Here is a 3,265-nt window from a genome sequence, read left to right as displayed (position 1 = left end):
ATAATGCATGCGTTTACGATCTTGAATTAATTGAATCTCAAGGTCATGATTTAAAGTATCAAAGTCTTTCATAATTGGACTAGTTACAAAAAAGTTATAGCGAATATAACCAACTTTATTTTCAACACTTCCTTTTTCATTACCGCTTCGAGGATTACAAATTTGAGTTTCAAAGCCATAATGATTGGCAAATTGTTGAAAACCATCAGTTAAAACCGCAGGTTTGAATTTTGATTTTCGTTGTACCACAGCAGTGGACATATTATCAATTCGTATTTTTTTTGGAACTCCACCAGCTTGTTTGAATAGTATCTTCATTCCTTCTAAAAGGCATTCTTGATTTTCAGCTGGTAAAGCTACTGCAAAGCCAGTATTACTAAAAGGAAATGTTAAAACTAGTATTTTAATATCCTTAAAAGCTCCCTGATAAACCACCTCCATTGTTCCAAAATCCAACTGAGCTTCAGTTGGTGGATGTTCCAATCTTTCAAAGCCTTGATCTTCTTTAAATTCATTGTAGTGTGTTGCTTTCCATTCCTGAATAAAGGCACAGAGAGTTCGATAAGATCCAGGAAACTGAAGCTTCTGCAACTCTTGAAACAAAGCAAGATTGGTACGCCGCTTTTTTCTAGGAAGCCTTGAATCCTCCGAAAGCCAGTGACCAACAATGGATCCCCATTTTTCCACATACATCATGCCACTTTTTTTCTTATGAGTTTCTTTAGGAAAAAAATCTGTATCAGCATAGCGTTTGGCCGTTCGCCAATTAATATTTAATTCTTTTCTGATGCGATTAATTGATTTATCGTGATTATTTCGTAAATTTCTGATAGTATTAATATCGGTCATTGTAAGCAAGCCTTTCTACCTCCAAGTTAAAGTATGGTAACTATAACTTTAGAGGAAACTTAGGACGCCAGCAATGGCTTTTTTTATTTTCTAAGCCTTTCCTGTACAATTTCTTTCTAAGTTGTGTACTTTTGCAGTGCAATCTTGTGTATATTCATTCTGCCACAAACATATACAAGTAACGAGTTTGAATCAAGGCTTAAAGAGCTTAAAATCAAACATTCTTTCAGCCATAAAGGCTGTCCATACGATAATGCAGGTATAGAATCATTTCATGCGACCTTAAAGAAAGAAGATGTTTACCCACAAAAAGATAAATACAAAGATTTTAAATCAGCTAGAATCCAGCTTTTCAAATATATTGAAGGCTTTTACAATAGTCGCAGAATTCATGGAGCCCTTAATTTTATTACGCCAAATGAGGCAGAACGACGAGCTCTAAGTGGAAGTATTTAAGTTGTGTTTTTGTGTGGAAGCAATTTATTGCTTCCTGCCACATTAACAATACCATGAAGTTAATAAGTCAAGGCCGCTGGAAGCGCCTCGCAGAGGTTTGCCTTGAGATTATTAACTTCATGGTGTTACTGAATTAAAAATATATCAAAAAAGAAATTCTATGAAAAAGTGTCCACGTTCTTGACAGAAATCTACACTTAAAAAATGAAATAAATTGATGATGGCTTTTATTTTATTACCAAAAGGTAGCAAAATTATGTAATCAATAGCTGAGATGATGCAAGTACCTAATAACTGATCTTAAATAAGATTATCTTTTTTTTGAACGATCGATTATTAGGTGCTTACATAAGAACAGTTATATTTAAGGAACAATTTGACAGCTTTGAGTCACACTTCTTTAGAAAAATTTAAATTCCTCCAAATTTGGTCCAGGATTTTGCCTGTACTTTCCTAGTCAAATTAATTGCTGCAATATTCTTAAGTTCATAAAAATTTGCCACAACATTTAGTGTGGCAAATATAACAAGAAATTTTGGTTTAAATCAGTCTGCTACCCAAGCTATAATTTGCAGATTATGCAGATTCCCTTTTTATTAATGCTGGTAAAAGAAGAATTTGTCTATGAGATTTGTAAGGAAATTTTAAACGATAATTCATTGCAGAAAATGCTTCTTTTGCCATTTGCTTTAAATCTGTTGCAATAACTGACATTTGAGGATGGCTTGTTCGACTTAGGTCAGTATTATCGAAACTTAATATACTAACATCTTCAGGGATAGTATAGCCTTTACTATGAAGAAAAGACATAACAGCTAATCCATATCCGTTATTAACGGTTACCCATGCATCCGGCATTTTTTTAAGGCTAGCTAAGTAATTAAAAAGGTCTTTTTGGTGATCTTCTGGGATTGAAGTAATAACATAATTTTCGTTAACTTGTAAATTATATTTCTTAATTCCAGAATAAAAACCAATTAATCTTTCATAATAGCTGGGAGAAAAATTAGTATTTCCAATAAAGCCAATTGATTTAATTTTTCTTCTCGCTAGATAAGCAATACCCCTTTCCATTCCATCAATATTTTGAGTTAGAATACTGTCACTTTCAATTTCTGAATTATGATAATCAATTAAAATTACAGGAATTTTTAGAGACAATATTTTTTTAATGTAATCATTTGTTATAAATGAAAGAACGAAGATTCCATCCCATTTAATACTTGCTAATTCGACAGGAAGCCCATTTTTTTCCTGTTCCTTATTAGATATTTTGAAAATCACTAATTTGTAATGCTTAGATGTAATAATCTTTTGTAATTCATCAAGTATTACACCAAAAAAACTTTTTAATTCCAATGTAAAATCTGTTGATACTAAAGCAAAAGTTTTAATCACTGTATCATGCTGTTTACTCTTTCTACTAAAATAATGATAGTCCAATTTGTTGGCTAGTTCAATTACTCTTTCTCTAGTTTCCTTGCTAACACCATCTTTTCCCCTTAAAGCAATAGATACAGAATTTTTAGAAATATTTAACTTATTTGCAATAGTTTGCATGGTAATTTTTTTCAACGTATAATCACTTATCTTTCTTTAATTATAATTATACATTAATTATATAACAATGTTTATGGGATTACAAACACTGTTTGTAATCCCAAAAAGTAACTTGACTAAAAATAGTTTTAATGTTTCAATATTCTTGTAGAAAGCGCTTACGTGTTTTCTTAAATAATAAGGAGGTAGTATTCAATGAATTTGAAAAGACTTTCACTATTTGCTCTTTCATTTGCGTCTATTGGACTTCTTTTGGGTGGCTGTAGTAGTTCACCATCTTCTTCAAGCTCTTCAAGCAAACGAAGATTACTTTTTGGGCTGCCCCTAATCCGCCGCAACTTAAGTTTTGGAAACAGATGGCAACGAAGTTTGAAAAAACAAAATCCTAATATAACTGTTA

Annotated in this window: 4 protein-coding genes; 2 read left to right on the top strand and 2 right to left on the bottom strand. The window is 31.8% G+C overall.

Going from position 1 to position 3,265, the window contains the following annotated elements; genetic code table 11:
• Positions 1-849, bottom strand: an 849-nt coding sequence (istA, locus tag ON15_RS01820; protein ID WP_026049428.1) for an IS21 family transposase, incomplete at its 3' end; no start/stop codon positions are given.
• 144 nt (positions 850-993) lie between these two features.
• Here istA and ON15_RS01815 point away from each other — a divergent pair.
• Entirely contained in the window at positions 994-1,305 is a 312-nt protein-coding gene (locus ON15_RS01815) for an IS3 family transposase (RefSeq protein WP_010579762.1), read from the top strand.
• 576 nt (positions 1,306-1,881) lie between these two features.
• Here the strand turns inward: ON15_RS01815 and ON15_RS01810 are convergent.
• Entirely contained in the window at positions 1,882-2,880 is a 999-nt protein-coding gene (locus tag ON15_RS01810; RefSeq protein ID WP_010579761.1) for a LacI family DNA-binding transcriptional regulator, read from the bottom strand.
• Positions 2,881-3,060: 180 nt separating this feature from the next.
• On the opposite strand from ON15_RS01810, the gene ON15_RS11920 reads away from it, so the two are divergent.
• Positions 3,061-3,265: hypothetical protein (locus tag ON15_RS11920; protein WP_235720419.1), on the top strand; the 205-nt coding region annotated here is incomplete at its 3' end.

This window comes from Liquorilactobacillus vini DSM 20605, assembly GCF_000255495.1.
GTDB classification, from domain to species: Bacteria; Bacillota; Bacilli; order Lactobacillales; family Lactobacillaceae; genus Liquorilactobacillus; species Liquorilactobacillus vini.
Note: the sequence above shows the minus strand (reverse complement) of the source record. Positions and strands in the feature narration are given on the sequence as shown.